Source organism: Rhodococcus tukisamuensis NBRC 100609 (assembly GCF_001894985.1).
GTDB classification, from domain to species: Bacteria; Actinomycetota; Actinomycetes; order Mycobacteriales; family Mycobacteriaceae; genus Rhodococcus_G; species Rhodococcus_G tukisamuensis.
Window position 1 is genome coordinate 1 of sequence record NZ_BCXG01000006.1, and the last position, 21,311, is coordinate 21,311.

The 21,311-nt window shown below is 69.9% G+C and carries 17 protein-coding genes and 1 pseudogene; 7 read left to right on the forward strand and 11 right to left on the reverse strand.

The genetic code is table 11. The features are described 5' to 3' along the window. Positions 1 to 292: 292 nt before the first annotated feature. Positions 293 to 2,836, forward strand: coding sequence for a beta strand repeat-containing protein (locus tag RT2_RS25040; protein WP_169888224.1), 2,544 nt, complete (start codon positions 293 to 295; stop codon positions 2,834 to 2,836). Positions 2,837 to 2,938: 102 nt separating this feature from the next. Here the strand turns inward: RT2_RS25040 and RT2_RS08445 are convergent, their stop codons facing one another. Next, entirely contained in the window at positions 2,939 to 3,121 is a 183-nt protein-coding gene (locus RT2_RS08445; RefSeq protein WP_072844595.1) for a hypothetical protein, read from the reverse strand. Between the two features lie 208 nt (positions 3,122 to 3,329). Between RT2_RS08445 and RT2_RS08450 the strand changes: the two genes are divergently transcribed. The 3 genes from RT2_RS08450 (at position 3,330) to RT2_RS08460 (ending at position 6,131) form a co-directional block, all read left to right on the forward strand. After that, the gene (locus RT2_RS08450; protein ID WP_072844292.1) at positions 3,330 to 4,247 is read left to right on the forward strand and encodes a cutinase family protein; all 918 of its coding nucleotides are present in this window, start codon (positions 3,330 to 3,332) and stop codon (positions 4,245 to 4,247) included. Between the two features lie 127 nt (positions 4,248 to 4,374). Then, the gene (locus tag RT2_RS08455) at positions 4,375 to 4,668 is read left to right on the forward strand and encodes a putative quinol monooxygenase (RefSeq protein ID WP_072844294.1); all 294 of its coding nucleotides are present in this window, start codon (positions 4,375 to 4,377) and stop codon (positions 4,666 to 4,668) included. Positions 4,669 to 4,805: 137 nt separating this feature from the next. Beyond that, positions 4,806 to 6,131 (forward strand): PucR family transcriptional regulator, encoded by a 1,326-nt coding sequence (locus RT2_RS08460; RefSeq protein ID WP_072844296.1) that lies wholly within the window; start codon positions 4,806 to 4,808, stop codon positions 6,129 to 6,131. On the opposite strand, the gene RT2_RS08465 is transcribed toward RT2_RS08460, so the two are convergent. From RT2_RS08465 to lysX, 4 genes are all read right to left on the reverse strand, one after another. Next, positions 6,091 to 7,176 carry an alpha/beta hydrolase gene (locus RT2_RS08465; RefSeq protein WP_245709080.1) on the reverse strand — a complete coding sequence of 362 codons (1,086 nt, stop codon included), beginning with the start codon at positions 7,174 to 7,176 and terminating at the stop codon, positions 6,091 to 6,093. The two genes, RT2_RS08460 and RT2_RS08465, sit on opposite strands and share 41 nt — an antisense overlap. 236 nt (positions 7,177 to 7,412) lie before the next feature. Further along, positions 7,413 to 8,027 (reverse strand): histidine phosphatase family protein, encoded by a 615-nt coding sequence (locus RT2_RS08470; protein ID WP_072844298.1) that lies wholly within the window; start codon positions 8,025 to 8,027, stop codon positions 7,413 to 7,415. Between the two features lie 9 nt (positions 8,028 to 8,036). After that, the gene (locus tag RT2_RS08475) at positions 8,037 to 8,789 is read right to left on the reverse strand and encodes a DUF998 domain-containing protein (protein WP_072844300.1); all 753 of its coding nucleotides are present in this window, start codon (positions 8,787 to 8,789) and stop codon (positions 8,037 to 8,039) included. Then, positions 8,786 to 12,160: a bifunctional lysylphosphatidylglycerol synthetase/lysine--tRNA ligase LysX gene (gene lysX / locus RT2_RS08480; RefSeq protein WP_072844302.1), complete on the reverse strand. Its 3,375-nt coding sequence runs from the start codon at positions 12,158 to 12,160 to the stop codon at positions 8,786 to 8,788. Before lysX ends, RT2_RS08475 begins: the two co-directional genes overlap by 4 nt. A gap of 229 nt (positions 12,161 to 12,389) precedes the next feature. Between lysX and RT2_RS26325 the strand changes: the two are divergent. Then, positions 12,390 to 12,809: pseudogene (locus tag RT2_RS26325) on the forward strand (L,D-transpeptidase); the annotation flags it as partial. 59 nt (positions 12,810 to 12,868) lie between these two features. Then, on the forward strand, positions 12,869 to 13,090 hold the full coding sequence (locus RT2_RS08490) for an RNA-binding S4 domain-containing protein (protein WP_072844304.1): 222 nt from the start codon (positions 12,869 to 12,871) through the stop codon (positions 13,088 to 13,090). An 85-nt stretch (positions 13,091 to 13,175) separates the two neighbouring features. On the opposite strand, the gene rraA is transcribed toward RT2_RS08490, so the two are convergent. The 6 genes from rraA to RT2_RS08520 all read right to left on the reverse strand — a co-directional run bounded on the left by rraA (position 13,176) and on the right by RT2_RS08520 (position 19,541). Next, positions 13,176 to 13,655, reverse strand: coding sequence for a ribonuclease E activity regulator RraA (gene rraA / locus RT2_RS08495; RefSeq protein ID WP_072844306.1), 480 nt, complete (start codon positions 13,653 to 13,655; stop codon positions 13,176 to 13,178). 47 nt (positions 13,656 to 13,702) lie between these two features. Continuing rightward, complete coding sequence (locus tag RT2_RS08500) at positions 13,703 to 14,092, reverse strand: DUF5313 family protein (protein ID WP_072844308.1); 390 nt, start codon at positions 14,090 to 14,092, stop codon at positions 13,703 to 13,705. A gap of 97 nt (positions 14,093 to 14,189) precedes the next feature. Continuing rightward, positions 14,190 to 14,969: a MerR family transcriptional regulator gene (locus RT2_RS08505; RefSeq protein WP_245709082.1), complete on the reverse strand. Its 780-nt coding sequence runs from the start codon at positions 14,967 to 14,969 to the stop codon at positions 14,190 to 14,192. A 47-nt stretch (positions 14,970 to 15,016) separates the two neighbouring features. Then, positions 15,017 to 16,501 (reverse strand): adenylate/guanylate cyclase domain-containing protein, encoded by a 1,485-nt coding sequence (locus RT2_RS08510; protein ID WP_072844310.1) that lies wholly within the window; start codon positions 16,499 to 16,501, stop codon positions 15,017 to 15,019. Next, the gene (locus RT2_RS08515) at positions 16,501 to 18,012 is read right to left on the reverse strand and encodes an adenylate/guanylate cyclase domain-containing protein (RefSeq protein ID WP_072844312.1); all 1,512 of its coding nucleotides are present in this window, start codon (positions 18,010 to 18,012) and stop codon (positions 16,501 to 16,503) included. Before RT2_RS08515 ends, RT2_RS08510 begins: the two co-directional genes overlap by 1 nt. Then, the gene (locus RT2_RS08520) at positions 18,012 to 19,541 is read right to left on the reverse strand and encodes an adenylate/guanylate cyclase domain-containing protein (protein WP_072844314.1); all 1,530 of its coding nucleotides are present in this window, start codon (positions 19,539 to 19,541) and stop codon (positions 18,012 to 18,014) included. The genes RT2_RS08515 and RT2_RS08520 overlap by 1 nt, the downstream gene beginning before the upstream one ends. Before the next feature lie 143 nt (positions 19,542 to 19,684). Here RT2_RS08520 and RT2_RS08525 point away from each other — a divergent pair, with 143 nt between their 5' ends. Then, complete coding sequence (locus RT2_RS08525) at positions 19,685 to 21,304, forward strand: acyl-CoA synthetase (RefSeq protein WP_072844316.1); 1,620 nt, start codon at positions 19,685 to 19,687, stop codon at positions 21,302 to 21,304. Positions 21,305 to 21,311 lie beyond the last annotated feature (7 nt).

A 21,311-nucleotide genomic window follows, 5' to 3' on the forward strand; every position in this document is an offset into this window, starting at 1 on the left:
CTGAGCGTGGCTAGGTAGTGCCGCACGAGAGATGGAGTGCGCCGTCGGCAGACGGCCGTCGGCGCACTCCGTGGGTTCGATGTGCGGTACCGCGACATCATGGGCAGATGTCCAGATCGATCGGGTCGAGTGCCCAGAGCCTTCGAATCGTCCCGGTCATTCAGGTAGTACACGGCAATCACCAACGCCGCGTGGCGGCGAGGATCCGGAGATACCAGTGCGTCCATCGATACGTCGCGTTGCGACACCACTGACCGCGGCAGCGGCCGCCGCCGGTCTGATCATGCTGGGCGTGAGTCCGGCCTCGGCAGATCCGGGGTCGACCAGCAACCAGGGCTCGACCAGCAACCTCATCTACAAGAAGAGCGTGGTCGGGGGGACTGCCGGCGCCACCCTGCACCCCGGCGACACCGTGACCTACAAGAACGAGGTCATCCACAATGGCGGGGTCGAGCGTTACGTCACCAAGATCCGGGACATCCCGCCGGCCGGCTTCGTGTACCAGAGCGGCTCGGCGACCGGTACCGGTAGCGGTTCCTCCATCTCGCAGCAGGCCGACGGCAGCGTGTTGGCCACGTGCTCTGGTGGTTGCAGCTTCCTGGGCGGCGGATTCGTGGTCAAGAGTGGCCAGTCCCTGAATTACACGGTGACCTACAAGGTGCCGGCCGCCGCTCCTCTGGGTGTGTTCAACAGCGGCATGTTCTTCGACGTGTACACCTTTGGCAGTACACAGGGATTCAACCCGGCCAACGTGAACGTCGAGGTGGTCGCGCCGAACGTGGCCACCACGACAACGCTGTCGGCTCCCGCTCAGGCTGTCACCGGTACGCCGGTCGACCTGACGGCAAACGTCGGACCGGCCAACTCCGTCGGCACCGTGCAGTTCAAGGATGGTGGCGTGAACATCGGTTCGCCGGTTGCGGTTTCGGGTGGTGTGGCGACGTTGTCGCACACATTCGACACGGTCGGCTCGCACTCGATCACTGCGGCGTTCACTGCGGGCCCCGGATTTGTCAGCTCCACATCTACGGCTTCCGCGGTAACTGTTGCGGCTCCGGCTGTGGCGACCACGACGGATCTGGCGGTTCCCGCGGCTGCTGTCACCGGTACTGCGGTTGACCTGACCGCGACTGTCGGTCCGGCCAACTCGGTGGGCACGGTGCAGTTCAAGGACGGTGGCGTGAACATCGGTGCGCCGGTTGCGGTTTCGGGTGGCACTGCGACTCTGTCGCACACGTTCGACACGGTCGGGTCGCGCTCGATCACCGCTGAGTTCGTTGCGGGTGCCGGATTTGTCGGTTCGACGTCGGCGGCGCATGCGGTCGAGGTGTCGGCTCCGGCGGTGGCGACCACGACGGATCTGGCGGTTCCCGCGGCTGCTGTCACCGGTACTGCCGTTGACCTGACCGCGACTGTCGGTCCGGCCAACTCGGTGGGCACGGTGCAGTTCAAGGACGGTGGCGTCGACATCGGTGCGCCGGTTGCGGTTTCGGGTGGCACCGCGACTCTGTCGCACACATTCGACACCGTTGGTTCGCATTCGATCACCGCGGCGTTCACGGCTGGTGCGGGCTTCGTCGACTCGGTCTCTGCCGCGCAGGCGGTGGATGTTGCGGCTCCGGCGGTGGCCACCACGACGGATTTGGCGGTTCCTGCGTCTGCTGTCACCGGTACTGCGGTTGACCTGACCGCGACTGTCGGTCCTGCGGATGCGGTGGGCACCGTGCAGTTCAAGGACGGTGGCGTGAACATCGGTTCGCCGGTTGCGGTTTCGGGCGGCGTGGCGACGTTGTCGCACACGTTCGACACTGTTGCTTCGCATTCGATCACTGCTGAGTTCGTTGCGGGTGCCGGCTTTGTCGGTTCGACGTCGTCCGCGCACGCGGTCGAGGTATCCGCACCGATCGTGGAGACCAGCACCATCCTGTCGGCTCCGGCTGACGCCAAGACCGGCACGTCGGTCGATCTGACCGCGACCGTCACCCCGGCCACGGCCACGGGTTCGGTTCAGTTCAAGGACGGTGGCGTCGACATCGGTGCGCCGGTTGCGGTTTCGGGTGGCACTGCGACCCTGGCCCACACGTTCGACACTGTTGCTTCGCATTCGATCACCGCTGAGTTCGTTGCGGGTGCCGGCTTCAGCGGGTCCACCTCGGCGGCTTCGGTCGTAGACGTGACCGCTCCGGCCGCGGACACCACTACCGTCCTGTCGGCTCCGGTCGACGCCAAGACCGGCACGTCGGTCGATCTGACCGCGACTGTCACCCCGGCCACGGCCACGGGTTCGGTTCAGTTCAAGGACGGTGGCGTCGACATCGGTGCGCCGGTTGCGGTTTCGGGTGGCACTGCGACCCTGGCCCACACGTTCGACACTGTTGCCCAGCACAGCATCACCGCGGTCTTCAGCGGCGGTGCGGGCTTCAACGACTCGACATCCACGGCATCGGTCGTCGACGTGACCGCCCCGGCGGCGAATGACGTGGAGACCTCCACCACGCTCGACACGATCGGCAGCGTCGCGAAGGGCGACACGGTCGAGCTCAAGGCGACGGTCAACCCGGCCACCGCCAACGGCACCGTGCAGTTCAAGGTCGCCGGTGTGGCGGTCGGTTCCCCGGTCGCTGTCGTCGACGGCGTGGCGACCGCGTCGCACACCTTCGCCGATGCGGGCACCTTCGCTGTCACGGCGGAGTTCGTCGGTGCGGAGGGCTTCACCAATTCGGCCGCAGCGCCGCAGTCGGTGACCGTTCCGGGCGTCACCGATCCCGGTGACGGGACGGGCAGCACCGGCAGCCTGGACGGACTGGGCAGCCTCACCAGCATCTTCGGGTCCTGATCCGCGGGTGATCCGGGCGAAGTAGTACCGGCACCGAAGATGGAGTGCGCCGTCGACACACAGTCGGCGGCGCACTCCGGCGTGTACGGAGGCGAGCGGGGGCTAGACGCCGGCGGTCAGTGCGACGGCGAGGGGAACGACCGTCAGGAAGCACAGGGCGGCGACGAACAGCGCGATGACGCCGACGCGGTTCCAGCCTCCTCGGGCCCCGCTGGCAGCGGTAACCATCAGGACGAACCCGATGCAGACGGAACCAATTGTGACGATCACGGACATGTCCAGCATGTGGTGGATTCTGCCCGGTCGGCCCCGGTGCTCGACGTCCGGCCGCCCCTTCCAGCCGCCCCGGCCGGATGACAGTTCGGTCCGCCAGGCGAATGTCATATCTCTGAGGTAACTTCCCCTTACCGTTTGTGCATCATTTGGGTACGTCCGACGGCAGAATGGCACACGCCGCAGCCTGGATTCGGATATGAGTGAGGGGTCAGCTCCAATGCGCCTGAAGAAGATCGTTGCCGTCGCCGCTGCCTCCGCGGCCGCCGCCGGAATGTTGGCATCCGGTGCGGTGGCGCAAGCCGCACCCCAGGGCGAGTGCCCCACGATGTACGTCGTTGCCATTCCCGGAACGTGGGAGACCTCGACCGCGGCGGACCGGGCCCCGACACCGGGCATGTTGGCCGGGGTCACCGACCGACTCCGCGGGACGGACATCCGCACCGACTACGTCACCTATGCGGCCACGGCCTTCCCTTGGGAGGGGGATGTGTACGGCGCGTCGAAGAAGCAGGCCCACGACAACGCGCGCGGCATGCTCGAGGCGATGCAGCAGCGTTGTGGGGACACCAAGTTCGGGATCATCGGTTACAGCCAGGGTGCGGACGCCGCGGGTGATCTGGCCTCCGAGATCGGCACCGGCACGAGCACCATCCGCCCGGAGAAGGTCGCGGCCGTCGGCCTGCTGTCCGACCCGCGACGCTCCGCGAGCGACGCCCTGATCGGCCCCCGAGTGCCCGGCGACGGCGCCGGTGGCGCGCGGATCGGCGGCTTCGGTTGGATCAGTGACCGGACGGTGACCTTCTGCGCCGAGGGCGACCTGTACTGCTCCACGGAGGACGACGACTACGTGACCCGGCTGGCGGGCTTCGCCGCTCAGAACTCCGACGCGGGGTCCTCGGACACCCCGCGGTCAGGTGCCGAGGCCCGCGAAATCTGGAACGACCTGAACATGGCCGGCGGCATCCCCGCGCTGCAGGGCCAGTTGACCGATGACGCCAACGAGAAGCGGGTCGCGCAGCTCGCCCAGTTCTACGGGTCGGGCGCACACCAGACCTACCAGGGCTATGCCGTCGACAGTGCCGGCAACACGCCGGCCACCTGGCTCGCGACCTGGCTGCGGGACAAGGCCGCCTGACCCGCGGGGTCGGCTGCGGTCGGAATTCCGCAGCCGACAGCGGTGTCGATAGTCGAGACACCCAGCCCCGGTGCTGGATACGGTTGCTCGCGCTGCCGCGCGGCGGCCGTCAAGAAGGGAACACCAGATGTCTGATCTCCACGTAGTTGCCACGATCGTCGCGAAGGCCGGTTCCGAGGACGAGGTGCGGTCGGCGCTGTCGTCGCTGGCCGCGGCCAGCCGAGAGGAGGCCGGCTGCGTCTCCTACGACCTCTTCGAGTCCGCAGGTGCGCCCGGCACCTTCGTCACCGTCGAGATCTGGGCTGATCAGCAGGCGCTGCAGGCGCACGTGACGTCGCCGCACTTCACTGCCGCGGCCGGTTCGTTCGGTGCGCACCTCGCCGGTGCCCCGCAGATCCACACCTTGACGCCGGTCGCCTAGCCGAAAGGGCACCGTCCGGGGTGCTGATCTACTAGCGTGATCCCGCTCGGCCCGTTGCTCACCGGGTGGGCGCCGAGCGGGGCACGCGTCTGTGGCCGGACAGGGCCACATGACCGGGAGCGAGGAGGATCGCCGCCATGCGACTGTCAGGTGACTCGGCCTCGGCCGCCCGCGATCTGGTGCTGGCGCTGGCCTCGGTGATGGAGGTGCGGAGCGAGGAACTCCAGGCGCGGGTGATCGACCGGCTGACCTCCGAGATGGAAGAGGCGCGAGATCCGCTGATCGCGTCGATGCAGGCCGCCGCCACCATGGAGTCGATGGCGTCGATCCGCGAGATCCTGCAGGGCAGGTTGGAGGCTGGGCGCACCGATGCACCGGCGGCCGCGCTCGAGCACGTGCGGCGGCTCGCCCAGCGCGGTGTCGCCCCGTCCGCGTTGGAGCGGGCCAACCGGCTGTCCTCCGACACCGTGATGCGGTGGTGCTTCGAGCAGATGGAACTGCTCACCGATGACGCGGCGGTGATCGCCCAGGCCGCGGTGCTGATCATGACCGACTCCGCCGGCTACGCGGATCGGGTGGCTCACCAGTTGGCGAGCGCCTTCGAGTCCGAGCGTGAATTGTGGCAGCGCAGCAGTAACGCCGCCCGTGAGAGCTGTATCGGGCAGCTCCTCGCGGGCCGGGAGGTCGACGTGCACACCGCCGAACTCACCCTCGGGTACCGGCTGTCGCAGCGGCATCTGGCCATCGCGGTGTGGACCGCCGAGACGCAGTCCCGCGACGACCAGATGAAGTTTCTCGAGCGTTCGGTGGGCGCCCTCGCGGAGCGGCTCGGATGCGCCGGCCCACCGCTGGTCCTGCCCCGCGCCGACAACGAGGTGTGGGCATGGTTGCCCGTCGGGCCGTCGGCCGACATCTCGGTGATCGGATCGGTCGTGGCGGGCTGGGAGCGACTGGTCAAGGTCGCGGTCGGGGCGCCGGCGGACGGTGTGACCGGATTCCGGCGCACCCACCAGCAGGCGATGTCCGCGCAGGTGGTGGCCCAGAACTCGGCGCGCCCCGGCCCGCTTGTCGTCTCCAGTACGGATGTCGGGCCGATCGCCCTGATGTGTGCGGACATGCCGGCCGCGCGAAGTTGGGTGCGCGACGTGCTCGGCCCGCTGGCCGTGGAGGATGTCGCGAGCGAGCGCCTGCGCGAGACGATCCGCGTGTTCCTGGCCAACGGTTCGAGCTACACCGCGACAGCGGACCAGCTGAACATGCACAAGAACTCGGTGGTGTACCGGCTCCGCAAGGCGGAGGACCAGCTCGGACACAAGCTCCGCGACGGCCGCCTCGACCTCGAGGTCGCGTTGGCTCTGTGCCATTGGCTCGGCGCGGCGGTGCTCGGGGCGGGTCCGGACGGGCCCGCCCCGGCGCGGATGGCTAGTGGGCGGCACTCGCCGGTTCCGGCGTCGCCGTCCTGATGAAGTAGGCGACCTCCTCGATCGCCCGCTGCGCTTCCGGCACCAGGTCGGCCGCCGCCTGGAACACGTGCACCTGGTGGCGCCACACCTGGAGCTCGCAGGGCACGCCCGCCTCGGCGAGACGATCGGCCATCAGTTCGGAATCCGGCAGCAGCAGTTCGTGCGACCCGACCTGGATCAGCACCGGCGGCAGGCCCCGCAGGTCGCTGTCGACCGGGCACAGGCGCAATCGGTCGCGGCTCGACGCCGACCGGGAGTCGCGCAGGCCGGAGATCCGGGCGAGTTCGTCGAGCGCATTGCTCGGGAGCATGGCGTCGCGACCGGCATTGCGGTGTCCGGTCTTGCGGGCGGGGTCCATCTCGGTCAGCGGTGAGAGCGCCACGATGCCGGCCGGACCGGGCAGGCCCTGTGCGCGGATCGCGAGCGGGACCATGAAGGACAGGTAGCCGCCCGCCGAGTCCCCGGCGATCACGATCTGGTCGGGCCGGTAACCCTTGGCCAGCAGCCAGCGGTAGCCGTCGACCCCGTCGTCGACGGCATCGCTGATGCTGTGGTCGGGGAGCATGCGGTAGTCGACCATCAGCACGGGCGCCTGCGCGGCGGCCGAGATCCGCGAGACCAGACGCTGGTGGGTGCCGACCCCGCAGAACATGAATCCGCCACCGTGCAGGTAGAGGACGACGCGGTCGTCGTCGGCGCCGTCCGCTCGGAGCCACTGCGCGTTGCAGTGGTCGAGCAGGATGGTGTGGCTGCGGGTCCCCTCGATCGGTGGGTGGACCCGGGCGCTCACGTCGTCGAGGAACTTCATCGGCCAGGGCAGGGCCGACGCCTTCGCCCACATCGAGATGACCGGGCGGACCGTCATCCGCAACGTGTGGGCCAACAGGTGCGACTGCACGCTGGTGCTGCGGATGTCCTGGCGGTCCACCGTCGTCGGGAGGTGGCCCGGGAAGGGCGTCGCGGCGCCACCCATGAACGGCACTGCCGCCGCCCCGAACTCGCGGTTGCCGACATTGACAAATTCCACAACTTCATTGCTGGTCACGTGGGACATCCTTGGACTTCGCAGGGAACGCGATCGTCATCGGTGCGCATGGTGCGTTGTCGATTTGCGCGGTCGTTATGTGATGGCGGTCACTGGCATTCCCAAGGAGCGTAGGTCGGATCCCCAGGCCTGCCACCGGGCTGACCGCACGAGAATTCGCCCCGCGTCTGTACCGAGCGTCCAGTACGTGTGTACCGAGCGTCCAACTTCGGTACTTTTCGTCGTTTCCTGCCGGATTACGACGGCCGTCGCGAGGTCAGCAGGTCGCGCACGTGGCCGGTCTCGTTGACCGAGGCAGTTCGCGTACTGCCGTTGCGCGAGATCAGCACCCGCGTCACCGACGTGTAGTCGATCGGGAAGGTCAGCGGCCGTTCGAGCCCGAGCAGGTGCTGCAGGTACACGTTGATCACGCCGCCGTGCGCGAACACCGCGACGGTGTCCTCGTGGTGAGCGGCGTCGACGATGCGGCCGAACCCGGCCAGGACGCGGGCCCGGAAGGCCGGTTCGTCGACGAAGTCCGGTAGATGCCCCGCGAGAATCTGAGCGTAGGCATCCGGCGCGATGTCCTTGGCCTCGTGGATGGGGATGTAGTGCGAGCGACCGTGGTCGTACTCGGCGAGTCCCGGGTCGATGCCGACGGGCAGGCCGAGGGCCTCGGCCACCGGGGCCGCGGTGGCCAACGCGCGCCGCTGGGGGCTGCTGACCAGGGTGGAGACCTGGTACGGGGCGAGCGCCAGCGGCAGGCGCTTGGCCTGTTCGGTGCCCTCGGGCGTCAGCGCGGGGTCCGCGACGCCGTCGTCGGTGGCGAGGACACGTTCGGGCAGGGCATGTCGGACCAGGAGCAGTTGCACCAGGTCACCCTAGCCACATGGCGTTGAACGTTTCACGTGGAACCCTGTCCGTCGCTCCCATGCCGCGATCAGGGCCAGGTAGACGAGCCAGCCGGTGACCGCGACCAGTTGCAGGCGTTGGGCGTAGCCGAGCAGCCAGACCTCGTCCCCGCGGCCGTCCATGTCGATGGCGAAGAGTGTCCACGCGTTGCCGACCAGGTACGTCACCACCACCGCCAGCCCGCCCCAGCGGGTCCAGCGCGGCCAGTCGTAGCGGAAGGACGCGACGATGAAGGCGAACACCGAGACCGCGGCGGCGGTCGCGGCGATCGTGCTGGTCGAGGCGTGCAGGAAGCGGGACTCGTCGAGCAGGCCGGCCTGCTCGCGTGCCGCACAGGCGGCGCTGGCGTGGGCGGCGCAGTCCAGTGGCATCCGGGAGTCCAGGATCGTCGCGACGGCGAACACCCCGAGGCCGACCCAGCCGACTGTGGTCAGCGGCCGGCGCGGCCGCAGCCACAGCGCGAGCAGCGCCGCGGCGGTGAGCACGATGCCGGTCAGCAGGTCGCCGGTCCGGTAGAACAGGCCCCACGGCTGGTCCAGTGCGGCCAGTTCGCTGGCGTAGGCGCGGGACTGGTCGAGGTGCGAGCTCAGGAACCAGCCGAGCAGCCACGTCGAGTACAGCACCGGGCCGAGCGCCAGCAACGCCACCAGCAGCGTCCGCTCCCGGTGTCGCCCGTCGCGGTCGGTCGCCTCGACGGGTGACGCCGTGACACCGTCGGTCATTGGCGCGGCTTCGCCAGGGGGAACGCCAGGGTCTCGCGGATGCTGCCGCCGGTGATCAGCATGACGACGCGGTCCACGCCCATGCCGAGGCCGCCGGTCGGGGGCATCGCATGCTCGAGTGCCTGCAGGAAGTCCTCGTCCAGTTCCATGGCCTCCTCGTCGCCGCCCGCCGCCAGCATCGACTGCTCGGTGAGCCGTCGGCGTTGGTCCACCGGGTCGGTGAGCTCGCTGTAGGCGGTGCCGAGTTCGATGCCCCAGGCCACCAGGTCCCACTTCGCGGCGACGCCGGGGATCGTCGGGTGCGGCCGGGTCAGGGGCGACATCGAGGTGGGGAAGTTGGTGTAGAAGGTCGGGAACTCCGTGTGGTCCTCCACCAGGTGCTCGTACATCGCCTGCGCGACGGCACCGGCGTCGGTGCTCGGCTGGTGCGGGATCTGGTGTTCCTCGCACAGTCGGAGCAGTTCGCGGACCGGGGTGGCCGGGGTGACCGCGACGCCGAGCTTCTCGGTGACCGCGTCGTGCATGGTCTTGACGGGCCACTCTCCGGAGATGTCGACCTCGACCGGGGTGCCGTCGGGTCCGGGGCGCAGGATGACCTCCCGGCCGTGCGCGGCGACCGCGGCGGCCTGGATCAGCTCGCGGCACAGCACCATCATCTTCTCGTAGTCGCTGTGCGCCTCGTACGCCTCGAGGATCGTGAACTCCGGGTTGTGCTTGAAGTCGACGCCCTCGTTGCGGAACACCCGGCCGATCTCGAAGACCCGTTCCATGCCGGCCACGCAGAGCCGCTTGAGGTACAGCTCCGGGGCGATCCGCAGGTACAGGTCCAGGTGGTAGGCGTTGATGTGGGTGTGGAACGGCGCCGCGTTGGCCCCGCCGTGCACCTGCTGCAGGATCGGGGTCTCCACCTCCAGGTACTGCCGCTGCGACAGCGAGTCGCGCAGGGACTTCACCACCGCGCTGCGGGCGACGAGGAGGTCGCGGGCCTCCCGGTTGACGGCGATGTCGACGTAGCGCTGCCGCACCCGGGACTCCGGGTCGGACAGGCCCTTCCACTTGTCCGGCAACGGGTGCAGGCACTTGCCGTTCATCCGCCAGTCCGCGGCCAGCAGCGACAGCTCGCCCTTGCGGCTGCGGCCGACGGTCCCGCTCACCTCGATCAGGTCGCCGAGGTCGAACTCGGCGGTGAACGCGTCGAGCCGGTCGCCCACGGTGGTGCGGTCGAAGAGCACCTGGATGTCGCCGGACCAGTCCCGGACCACCGCGAACGCGACACCGCCGTACGAGCGGATCCGGATGATCCGCCCGGCCGCCCGAACCCTGGTGCCCTCCGGCGCACCGAGCGCCCCCGCGACGGTGTGGGTGGGTGGGTACGCGACCGGGTAGGCGTCGACACCCGCCGCGGTCAGCCGGTCCAGCTTGTCCATCCGCACCCGGACCTGCTCCGGCCGCCGGTGCCCGTTCTCGACGACCGTGCGGCCGCCGCTGCCGGCGCCGGTCGCGTTGGGCTCGTCGGGTGCGCTGCCGTCGGCGTGCAGCAGCCCCGTCGCCGTCAGCGCCGCGGGCACGGACTGGTGAGTTCCGGTGTGCTTGCTGATGTCTCGGCGGCCGAACCGGGGGAGGGTGACGAAGCCCTCCGCCACCGCGGAGGCCATGCCGACCTTCGGCAGCACCCGGTTGTCGGCGAAGCACAGGTATCGCGGTGCCCACTCCGGCTGGTACTTCACGTTGGAGCGGTACAGCGCCTCGAGCTGCCACCACTTGGAGAAGAAGAGCAGCACCGAGCGCCACACCCGCAGCACCGGACCGGCGCCGATCCGGGCGCCCTCCTCGAACACCGACCGGAACACCGCGAAGTTCAGCGAGATCCGGGTGATCCCGAACTTGTCGGCACCGGTCGCCAGTTCGGTGACCATGAACTCCATGACGCCGTTGGGGGACTGGGGGTTTCGGCGCATCAGGTCCAGTGAGGCGCCGGTGGTGCCCCACGGCACCAGCGACAGCATGCCCACCACGGTCTCCTCGGCGCCGTCGACCGCGGGGTCGGCCGGGGCGACGGCCTCCACCAGCAGGCAGTCGCCGTCGGTGGGGTCGCCGAGCCGGCCGAGGGCCATCGAGAACCCGCGCTCGGTCTCGGTGTCGCGCCAGGCGTCGGCGCGGGCGATCACCTTCGCCATGTCCTCCGGCGGGATGTCTCGGTGCCGACGGATCCGGGCGGTGATGTCGTGCTTGCGGATTCGGCTGACGGCCTGCCGGACCTGACGCATCTCGCGGCCGTGCAGGTCGAAGTCGCGGGTCTGCAGGATGGCCTCGTCGCCGAGTTGCAGGACGATGAGCCCGGCCCGGTTGTAGGCGGTGGCCCCGGCCTCGCTGGCGCCCATCACCGCCGGCGTCCAGCCGTAGGTGGAGGCCAGGTCCAGCCAGGCGTCCACCGCGTGCGGCCAGGCCTCCTCGTCCCCGATGGGGTCGCCGCTGGCCAGGCACACCCCGAGCTCCACCCGGTAGGTGACCGCGGCCTTGCCGCTGGGCGCGAACACCACCGCCTTGTCGCGCCGGGTGGCGAAGTACCCGAGCGAGTCGTCGCCGCCGGAGTGGGCGAGCAGCCCGCGCAGCGCCGACTCGTCCTCGCCGGTGAGCGCGTTCGTCGAGCGCTGCGACCGGAACAGCGTGATGACCGCGGCGAGCAGGGCCAGCGCGCCGAACAGGCCGAGCAGGGTGTTGACGAATCCGTGTGTGCGACCGTCGAACTGTTCGTTGTCGACCACGACGATGCCGGCGACGCGGTTGAGCGCCCACAGCAACCGCTGGTTCGGCGGCAGGGTCCCGGGGAAGAGTTCGACCAGGGCCCAGCCGAGCAGGGTGCCGACGGCGAGCCCGCCGACCAGCACGCCGAGGGCCTTCCACACCGCGCCGCGTCGCACCCGTGTGTAGAACTGTGGCCGCGCGGCGACGAGCAGGCCGATCACGACGAGGTGCACCACCAGCGCCACCCCGGCGTGCACGTTGCCCTCGGCGATCAGCACGGCCAGGTTCACCAGTGCGAACAGGGCCAGGTAGACGGTGAGCAGCCACCAGGCGATCCGCTTGCGGCTGGCCAGCGCCGCCGCGAGCAGCCCCAGCACCAGGGCCCAGGCGAAGCTGGTGTCGGGCGCGTCGAAGTAGTAGTTGTCGAGGTACTCGCGCGGCGTCCGGAGCAGGTACCGGAGCACGGGCGACAGGCTCCACGCGAACACCAGCGTCGCGTAGACCCCGAACACCACACCTGCGATGTGCGGGACCGCGGACAGCCTTCCGCCCCGTGCCCGCGCCAGTGGCCGGGCCGGCGGCACACTGGCGGCGACAGACGGTTCGATCGCGGTGCTCGGCGTCATGACATCCAGTGTGATGCCTACGACTGTGAGCCGCGGCTGTAAGCGGCGTGTCGAGCCGTTCTGTACGGTTTCGGCCCTGTTCCGGTGCCGGTCGGAGTGCTTGACTGGAGGGGTTAGCCGCGTCATCTCGAAGGGCGGTACCGCCATGGGGAGGAAGCGACACGGTGCGCGGGTTCTTCTCGCCGTTGCTGCGCTGGTGCTGTTCGAGGTCGGTGGGGCGGCGGGGGTGGCCTCCGCGGGGTCGAGAACCCAGGCCGGCGGCTCGGTGTCGGCCGTCGCCGACGTCTCGACGCATCAGTTCACGGTCAGCATCGGCGGGCAGGTGGTCAGGGTGATGCCCGCGTCGATGGGCAAGCCCGGACACGAGACGCCGCTCGGCACCTTCCACGTCATGGAGAAGTTCCGGGACATGGTGATGGATTCGTCGACCTACGGGGTGCCCGTGGACGCGCCGGAGGGCTACCGGCTCTACGTCGAGTACGCGGTCCGTCTCACCTCGGGGGGCATCTTCGTCCACGGCGCACCCTGGTCCGTCGACTCACAGGGATACGAGAACGTCAGCCACGGCTGCATCAACCTGAGCACCGAGAACGCCGCGTGGTTCTTCGAGAACGTCGAGGTGGGTGACCCCGTCACCGTCGTGGGTTGACGCGTCGCCGGCAGGGGGTCGCGCGGGCGGCGGGCCGGCATCCGCGGGAGGATGGGGGCATGTCCGAAACCTTCGACGTCCCCATCCGCGACGAGTCCATCCGGCTCGGTCAGTTCCTCAAGCTGGCCAGCCTCATCGAGTCCGGAGCGGAGGCCAAGGAGGTCATCGCCGACGGGATGGTCTCGGTCAACGGCGAGGTCGAGGTCCGCCGCGGCCGGCAGCTCAAGCGGGGCGACGTGGTGTCGATCGGCGAGACCAGCGCGCGGGTCGCCCACTTCTGAAGCCTTCGCGTCAAACGCCGAACGGGTGGTTACCGGGGTCGGCTCTCGGCCGATGCCCCGGCAACCGCCCGTTCGGCGGTAGCGCTCAGTCCTCCGCGCGGACGACGACGCCGTCGTGGTCGCTGTAGACCGTCTCGCCCGGGTTGAAGGTGACGCCGCCGAAGCTGACCGGGACGTTCTTCTCGCCGGAACCGGTCTGGGTGCTCTTGCGCGGGTTGGTGCCGAGGGCCTTGATGCCGATCTCGAGGGTGCGCAGGATCGCCGAGTCCCGCACCGCGCCGTTCACGATGACACCGGCCCAGCCGTTGCTCACGCCGCGTCCGCCGATGATGTCGCCGACCAGCGCGGTGTGGATGCTCGCGTCACCGTCGACCACCAGGACGCCGCCGTTGCCCGGCTCGCCCAGGGTCTGCTTCACCAGCAGGTTGTCCTGGAAGCACTTGATGGTGGTGATGCGCCCGGAAAACGTTGCGTGGCCGCCGAACTGGATGAACTGGGTGTCGCAGCTGCGGATCTCGGGGCCGATCTCGTCGGCCAGGTCAGCGGTCGCCACGGGCTCGCTCATGTGTTGTCCCCTTCGTCGGTGTGCCCGTACACCCTAGTTCGCGGGGCTCAGTTGTCGCCACGGCCATGGCGGCGTTCGTAGTCGTCGCGGGTGTCGGTGGCGCGGCGCTGCGCCTTCGCGTCGAGCAGTTCGGGGTCGAGGCCGTGACTGAGCAGGCGGTGGCGCCGGTAGATGTTCATCAGCGCGACCGCGAAGTACAGCACCGGGAACAGCAGCAGCGCCATCATGGCGAGCGGGATCCACCGCTCACCGGGGATGAGCAGGTAGAACGCCGCGAACAGCGGGATCAGCGGGATCGTGAAGCGCAGCACGTACCGCGTCATAGCCCCGGGCCCGACGAGGTCGTTTCGCACCCAGTCCTGCATGGACTCGGGCAGGACGCCGCCGAACAGGTACCGGAGGTACTGGCCGAGGTTGGGTTTGCGCTGGTCGGGCATCTTCCCAGGGTAGGACCTGGCGGGTGATCCACGTCCGCCGACCCGGACGCGGAGGTACCGATCCCGGGTCGGCGGACGTGCCCGGCACGACTGATCGCTACTGACCGTTGCGGGCGGCGTTCGCCACGATCACGTCGTGCACGTACTGCGCGAGGCCGGGTGCGATGTCGTCGTAGTGCTTGCGGAACCTTTCGTCCGACACGTAGGTCTGGGCGATGCACACCTGCATGTCGTAGCCGCAGTCGTAGTGTCGCCGAATGCCCGCGAGGTGCCGCTCGGCCAGGGCCGCCGCCCGGTCGGCGCCGGCGGGAACGCCCTCGGTCAGTGCCGCGGCGAGGTCGGCCTCGAGCGCGTCGGCCTCCGTCTTGATCTGCTGCCAGTCGGCCTTGCTGAACTTCGCAGATCGGGCCTGCGACTGCTTCCAGGCATCGGTCTCACCCCAACGCTGCTCGGCCTCGGCGGCGTACTCCTCGCCCAGCCAGTCGTCGCCGAAGATCTCCCGCTGCTCCGCGGGGGTCAACTGAATTCCCATCGTCTGTGCCTCCATCAACTTCTCTACGGCTGCGGCCATCTGGTGCAGGCGATCAATCCGTTGTTCCAACAACTTTCGCTGTCGCCGTAGGTGCGCCATCGCATCGACGGACGGATCGTCGAGGAGAGCCGAAATCTCCTCGAGGGGGAATCCGAGCTCCCGGTAGGTCAGCACCCGGTGTAGTCGCTCGACATCTGCCCCCGAGTAACTGCGGTAGCCGGACGGCGTCCGACCGGACGGCGCGACCAACCCGATCTCGTCGTAGTGGTGCAGTGTTCGCACGCTCACTCCGACCAGCCGGGCAACCTCGCCGACCGTCAGCCTGGACTCCCTGTTCTCGCTCACACCGGAGACGATGCAGCCTCCCGTCGCGTGAGGGTCAAGTGGCGCCGTCAATGTGCATTCCGCCGCTGCCGGGCGTTGCCGACGCTGAGCGCGGCGCGGAGCAGTCCGGGGGCGCGCTTGGCGGTACGGAGCACGGCGCGGTCGATCATGCCGAGGCTCGGCGGGTTTCGGGGAACGGTCCGCGTCGGGTGATCGGTGCCGGCGAGCGCGTAGAGGGGCCAGCTCCCGGGTATGCCCTTCAGTTGTCGTTCCCCACGGTCGGTGAACGACAACCCCGAACCCACGACGAGGTCGCGGACGGCGCGCGAGACCAGCACCTCGCCGGGACCGGCGTCGGCCCTGATCCGGGCGCCGGTGTGCACGGTCATCCCGGTGATCTCCGGGCCGGCGCGCTCGACCGGGCCGGTGTGGACCCCGGCCCGGACCTCGATGCCCAGCGCGTGCGCGCCGAGGCAGATCTGCCGGGCGCACCGGACCGCGGCCACCGGGCCGTCGAAGGTGCTGAAGGTGCCGTCGCCGGTCACGTTGACCACTCGTCCGCCGGCCCGCTCGACGGTGTCCCGGACTTCGCGTTCGTGGGTGGCACGCAGGGAGGCGTATTTCGAATCGCCAATGTGGGCAAGGACTTCGGTTGATCCGACGATGTCGGTGAACAGCACCGCGGCGAGGAACCGGTCCGCGTCGGCGGGGCGGTGCGCGCCGGTGGCGACCTCCTCGACGTGGTCGAGGACCGGTGTCCACGCCTCGCCCAGCGAGGCGCCCGGCGGGGCTGGTGGGAGCAGGTGGAACCGGCCGTGTGGGATCAGGTCCGCGACATGGCGGGCGGCGGCCCGCGGGACCGGGCTGTCGGGGACCAGCAATACCCGGGCCGGACACTGGACCGACGGCAGCACCTGCGTGTAGTCGAGTCGGAAGATCCACTCGAGGTTGGCGCGCGCGGTGGCCGGGGGCGCGGAGCAGCGCTCGAGCAGCGCCATCAGCCGCCGGTTGTAGGGCGAGTCCACCGCCGGGTCCCACAGTGCCGTGCTGTTTCCCGAACCCCATGTCTCGGCGGCTGCGCGCCACCCCTCGACGTACCGCGCCACCTCGCCCGGGTCCCAGCCGGAGGGTGGGTGGTCTGCGTCGACGAGGCTCTCGGCGAACGGCTGGATCAGCACGAGCCCGGTGACCCGCTCGGGCTCGCGTGCGGCGAGCAGGCAGAGCGCGGCGCAGGTGCTGGCGACGCCTACCAGCGTGGCCCGCTGTATCCCGACCTGGTCCATGACCGCGAGGACGTCGCTGACCTGCTCGTCGAGGGTGGGCACGTGGTCGACGGGGTCGGACAGGCCGAGGCCACGACGCTGGAAGTGCACGGTTCGGCCGAAGGTGGACCCGCGTTCCATCAGGTAGTGGATCTGCGGGTCGGTCCACAGCAGGTCGAGGTGCATGTTCAACTCGAAGAACCACACCACGTCGAGGTCCCCGCCGCCCATCACCTGGTACGCGAGCGCGCTGCCCTCGCGGTCGACGTACTGGACCTCCGGGGAATCCATCAGTCCAGGTTAGTCGCCGTCCCGCGGCGGCGGGAGGTTCGCCGCTGCGCCGCGTTGGCGACGGTGGCGACGGTGCGCAGCAGCCGCGGGGCGCGCCGGGCCAGGCGCAGTACCGAACGGTCGAACATGTTGGGACTCGGATGGTTTCGTTCCAGCAGCGGGGTGGGGAGGATCGTGTCGTCGAGTGCGTACAGCGACCACCGGCCGGGTACGCCCTTGAGTTCGTGGAGGTCGCGGTCGACGAAGGAGAGCCCGGATCCCGCGACGAGGTCGCGGACGGCGCGCGAGACCAGCACCTCGCCGGGACCGGCGGCGGCGCCGATCCGGGCGCCGGCGTGCACGGTCATCCCGGTGATCTCCGGGCCTGCCCGTTCGACCGGGCCGACGTGCACGCCGGCCCGGACCTCGATACCCAGCGATCCGGCGCCGCCGCAGATTCGATGGGCGCACCGGACCGCGGCCACGGGGCCGTCGAAGGTGCTGAAGGTGCCGTCGCCGGTCACTTTGACCACCCGTCCGCCGCCCTGCTCCACCTCGTCACGGACCTCACGTTCGTGCGCGGCGAGCAGTGCGGTGTACTTCGAATCACCTATGCGGGCAAGGACTTCGGTGGATCCGACAATGTCGGTGAACAGCACCGCGGCGAGGAACCGGTCCGCGTCCGTCGGGCGGTGTACTCCGGTGGCGATCTCCTCGACATGGTCGAGGACCGGTGTCCACGCCTCGCCCAGCGAGGCACCCGGCGGGGCTGGTGGCAGCAGGTGGAACCGGCCGTGCGGGATCAGGTCCGCGACGTGCCTGGCGGAGCGTCGGGGGACGGGGCTGTCGGGGACCAGCAACACGCGCGTCGGACACTGGATGGACGGCAGTACCTGGGTGAAGTCGAGTCGGAAGGTCCACTCGAGATGCGTGCGCGCGGTGGACGGGGGTGCGGAACAGCGCTCGAGCAGTGCCATCAGCCTGCGGTTGTAGGGCGAGTCCACCGCCGGGTCCCAGATCCCCGTGCTGTTTCCGGACCCCCACGTTTCGGCGGCCGCGCGCCACCCCGTGACGAATCTTTCGACCTCTTCCGGGTCCCAGCCGAAGGGCGGGCGGTCCGTGTCGAGGAGGCTCTCGCCCAACGGTTGGACGAGGACCAGGCCGGTGACGCGTTCGGGTGCCCGGGCGGCGAGCACGCTGACGGCGGCGCAGGTGCTGGCCATGCCTACCAGCGTGGCCCGCTGTATCCCGACCTCGTCCATGACCGCGAGGAGGTCGCTGACCTGCTCGTCGAGGGTCGGCACCCGGTCGACCGGGTCGGAGAGCCCGAGCCCACGCCGCTGGAAGTAGGTGGTCCGCGCGAAGGTGGATCCGCGTTCCATCAGGTAGTGGACGTGCGGGTCGGTCCACATCAGGTCCAGGTGCAGGTTGAACTCGAAGAACCAGACCACGTCCAGGTCCCCGTCGCCCACCACCTGGTACGCGAGCGCACTGCCCTCGCGGTCGACGTACTGGATCTCCGGGGGATCCATCAGTCCAGGCCGGTTGCCGTTCCGCCACGGCGGGGGGTCCGCCGCTGCGCCGCGTTGGCCACGGTGGCGACGGTGCGCAACAGTCGCGGGGTGCGCCGCGCCATGCCCAGCACCGTGCGGTCGATCATGTTGGGGGTAGGCCTCTTTCGTGCGAGCGGGAGAGTCTCGGGTTCGCCGTCGAGTGCGTACAGCGACCACCGCCCGGGTACGCCTCTGAGCTCGTGGAGGCCGCGGTCGACGAAGGACAGCCCGGACCCCACGACCAGGTCGCGGACGGCGCGGGACGCGAGTACCTCACCAGGGCGGGCGGCGGCCCCGATCCTGGCGCCGACATGGACGGTCATCCCGGTCAGCTCCAGGCCGGTGTGCTCCACCTCGCCGGTGTGCACGCCGGCGCGCACCGCGATGCCCAACGCGGTCGCCGACCGGCAGATCCGTTCGGCGCACCGGAGCGCGGCGGCGGGGCCGTCGAAGACGCTGAAAGTGCCGTCGCCCGAGACGTTCACGAGGCGCCCGCCGGCCCGATCGACCTCGACCCGGACCTGCCGTTCGTAGGCCGCGCGCAGGTCGCGGTACGCCACGTCACCGATCAGGGCCAGCGTCTCGGTGGAGTGCACCACGTCGGTGAACAGCAGCGACGCGAGGAAGCGGTCCGCGTCGGCGGGGCGGTGCATGCCGGTCGCCGCCTCCTCCACGTGCTCGAGGACCGGCATCCAGGCCTCGCCGATGGACGAACCCGGGGGAGCGGGTGGCAGCAGGTGGAACCGGCCGTGCGGGATCAGGTCCGCGACGTGCCGGGCGGCGCCGCGCGGCACGAGGCTGGCCGGGGCCAGCAGCACTCGCGCCGGGCACTGGACCGATGGCAGCGCCCGCGAGTAGTCGAGGCGGAAGACCCACTCGAAGTGGGCCCGGGCGGTCGCCGGGGTGGCCGAGCAGCGCTCCGACAGCGCCATCAGGCGCCGGTTGTGCGGGGTGTCCACCGCCGGATCCCACCTGGCCAGGGAGGCCCCGGTGCCCCATTCGTTGCCCGCGCCGCGCCACCCGGCGATGTAGCGGGCCCGGGACGCCTCGTCCCAGCCGACCGGCATCCGGTTGGTGCCGAGCAGGCTTTCCGCGAACGGTTGGATCAGCACGAGGCCGCGGACCCGGTCGGGTGACCGGGCCGCCAGCATGCACAGGGCGCCGCAGGTGCTGGTGACGCCCACCATGGTGGCGTGCCGGATCCCGACCTCGTCCATCACCGCGGCGACGTCGTCGGCCTGCTCTTCGAGGGTGGGCACGTGGTCGATGGGGTCGGACAGTCCCACGCCCCGGCGCTGCAGGAACGTGGTGCGCGCGAAGGTGGTGCCGCGCTCGAGCAGGTAGTTGATGTGCGGGTCCGTCCACATCAGGTCCAGGTGCTGCGCCACCTCGAAGAACCAGATCACGTCGCGCCGCGTCGAGTCCCGGGCCTGCTCCGACTCGCCCACCACCTGGTACGCCAGCGCATGACCGTCACGCTGGACGTACCGGGTACCCGGCGGATCCATTTCCCCAGCGTAGTACCGCCACTCGTGAGCGCGGGTAAGTGATTCGACGGCAACAGTTTTGACTCGGCGGCGACGGGGTACGTGTTAGCTTCGCGAACAATCTCTTGTGCTCTCTGTTGTTCTTGTGAAGTGAGGAACCAGGCGTGACGTTGAACATTGCCGATCTCTACGAAGCCGTCGCGGACGCGATCCCGGACAGGGTTCCGTTGATCTTCGGGTCGTCCGTGCCGGGTTCGGGGCAGCTGGACGTGCAGCGTCGCAGCTACCTCGAGCTGGACCGGCGCGCGAACCGCCTGGCACACCATCTGCAGTCGATCGGCGTGCGGCCCGGCCAGCACGTCGGCATCCACATGCGCAACTGCATCGAGTACGTCGAATGCCTGTTGGCCTGCCTGAAGATCCGGGCCGTGGCGATCAACGTCAACTACCGCTACACCGACGCCGAGCTGGTCTACCTCTACAACAACTCGGAGGTCGTGGCGCTGGTGGTCGAGTCCGACTACGTGCCGACCGTGGCCGCCGCGCTGCCGCAGTGCCCCGGGCTGGCGCACGTGCTGGTGGTCGGTGAGGCGGGCACCGACCTGGCGGGCGTCGACGTCCGGGCCTACGAGCCGGCACTGGCGGCGCAGTCGGACGGACGCGACTTCGCCCCGCGCAGCGCGGACGACCATTTCGTCGTCTACACCGGCGGCACCACCGGCATGCCCAAGGGCGTGGTGTGGCGGCACGAGGACTTCTTCTACGCGGCCCTGTCCGGCGCGAACCTGGCGGGGCCGCCGCGGCGATCCGTCGGCGAAGTGGTGGACGCCGCGGTCGCGAACACGAATCCGACTGTGCTGATGCTGATTCCGCCGCTCATGCACGGCGCCGCGATCTATTCCCTGCTCACCGCGTTCCTGTCCGGCGCGCCGCGCGTGCTGGCGCGCACCTTCGACCCCGAGCAGGTGCTGCGCCTCGTCGAGGCGGAGTCGATCGCCGGCATCACCGTCGTCGGCGACGCCATCGCCGGGCCGATCGCGGACGCCGTCGCCGAGCACGGCTCGCGGTACGACCTGACGTCGCTGAAGCTGATCGGTTCCGGCGGTGCGCTGTTCTCGCCCGCGCTCAAGGACCGGCTGCGCGAGATGCTGCCCGGGCTCGTGGTCAAGGACGCTTTCGGCGCCTCGGAGTCCGGCAACGACGGGGTGGTGGAGTTCGGCGCCGACGGAACCAAGCGGATCCGGTCCAACCCGAACATGCTGCTGGTCGACGAGCGGAACCGGGTGCTCGACGCGGACTCCGCGGAGCCCGGCTTCATCGCCCGCCGCGGCCACGTCCCGCTCGCGTACTTCGGCGACCCGGACAAGACGGCCGCGACGTTCCCCACCGTGGACGGGGTGCGGTTGGCGGTGCTCGGCGACATGGGCCGGCGGGAGGCGGACGGGACGATCGTGCTGCTCGGCCGAGGCTCGACGTGCATCAACTCGGGCGGCGAGAAGGTGTACCCCGAGGAGGTGGAGCTGGCCCTCAAGACGCACCCCGCGGTGCTCGACGCCCTGGTCGCCGGCGCCCCCGACGCCCGGTTCGGCGAGAAGGTGGCCGCGGTGGTGGCGCTGCGGGACGGGCACGAGGACGTGGACACCGCCGAGCTCGCGGAGCACTGCCGGGCCCACGTCGCCGGGTACAAGATCCCGCGGTCGATCGTGGTGGTGCCGGCCGTGCTGCGCTCGCCGAGCGGCAAGGCGGACTACCGCTGGGCCAAGGAGACGGTCGCGCAGGCCTGACCCGCGG

Bases quoted from the DNA above. Each gene is read 5' to 3' on its own strand.
- RT2_RS08490 (WP_072844304.1), top strand. From the start codon at position 12,869: ATGTCCGAAACCTTCGACGTCCCCATCCGCGACGAGTCCATCCGGCTC.
- RT2_RS08500 (WP_072844308.1), bottom strand. From the start codon at position 14,092: ATGCCCGACCAGCGCAAACCCAACCTCGGCCAGTACCTCCGGTACCTG.
- RT2_RS08475 (WP_072844300.1), bottom strand. From the start codon at position 8,789: ATGACCGACGGTGTCACGGCGTCACCCGTCGAGGCGACCGACCGCGAC.
- RT2_RS08520 (WP_072844314.1), bottom strand. From the start codon at position 19,541: ATGGATCCGCCGGGTACCCGGTACGTCCAGCGTGACGGTCATGCGCTG.
- RT2_RS08510 (WP_072844310.1), bottom strand. From the start codon at position 16,501: ATGGATTCCCCGGAGGTCCAGTACGTCGACCGCGAGGGCAGCGCGCTC.
- RT2_RS08460 (WP_072844296.1), top strand. From the start codon at position 4,806: ATGCGACTGTCAGGTGACTCGGCCTCGGCCGCCCGCGATCTGGTGCTG.
- RT2_RS08515 (WP_072844312.1), bottom strand. From the start codon at position 18,012: ATGGATCCCCCGGAGATCCAGTACGTCGACCGCGAGGGCAGTGCGCTC.
- RT2_RS08450 (WP_072844292.1), top strand. From the start codon at position 3,330: ATGCGCCTGAAGAAGATCGTTGCCGTCGCCGCTGCCTCCGCGGCCGCC.
- rraA (WP_072844306.1), bottom strand. From the start codon at position 13,655: ATGAGCGAGCCCGTGGCGACCGCTGACCTGGCCGACGAGATCGGCCCC.
- RT2_RS08455 (WP_072844294.1), top strand. From the start codon at position 4,375: ATGTCTGATCTCCACGTAGTTGCCACGATCGTCGCGAAGGCCGGTTCC.
- lysX (WP_072844302.1), bottom strand. From the start codon at position 12,160: ATGACGCCGAGCACCGCGATCGAACCGTCTGTCGCCGCCAGTGTGCCG.
- RT2_RS08445 (WP_072844595.1), bottom strand. From the start codon at position 3,121: ATGCTGGACATGTCCGTGATCGTCACAATTGGTTCCGTCTGCATCGGG.